The following is a 530-nucleotide window of genomic DNA, read 5'->3' as shown; positions in this document are numbered from 1 at the left end:
ACCGGAGATCCAGTAATCTCCAAACCCTTGGACTCGCTAACTCAACATTGGCACGGCTGAAGGGGGCAGGTCAAATATGCCCAATTGATTGATGCGCTGGGGTGGCCAGGATGATGGGGCAGCAGAAGGGCAATCAGGACAGGCTGTTCTACAGCTTCAACCTGGAGGATCACATTCCCGCCAACCACTTGCTGCGGGCCATTGACCGCTGCCTGGACCTGAAGGGGCTACGCCCACACCTGGAAGATCACTACAGCACCACCGGGCGCCCCTCGGTCGATCCGGAATTGATGATCCGCATGCTCATCATCGGCTACTGCTATGGCATCCGTTCTGAGCGCCGGCTGTGCGAGGAGGTCCATTTCAATCTGGCTTACCGCTGGTTCTGCCGCCTGGGGCTGGAGGATGCGCTCCCCAACCACTCCACCTTCTCCAAGAACCGGCACGGGCGTTTCCGGGAGAGCAGCACCTTCCGCTGGCTCTTCGATGAAGTGGTGCGCGCCTGCATGGCGGCCGGCCTGGTCAAGGGA

At 60.4% G+C, this 530-nt stretch carries 1 protein-coding gene; it reads left to right on the top strand.

Annotated elements, in window-relative coordinates:
* Positions 1-110 precede the first annotated feature (110 nt).
* Positions 111-530 (top strand): transposase (locus C666_RS19160; protein ID WP_039919638.1); only part of this gene is annotated, 420 nt, incomplete at its 3' end.

The organism is Thauera linaloolentis 47Lol = DSM 12138 (assembly GCF_000310205.1).
Lineage (GTDB): Bacteria > Pseudomonadota > Gammaproteobacteria > Burkholderiales > Rhodocyclaceae > Thauera > Thauera linaloolentis.
This window is presented reverse-complemented; position numbering and strand designations above follow the sequence as displayed.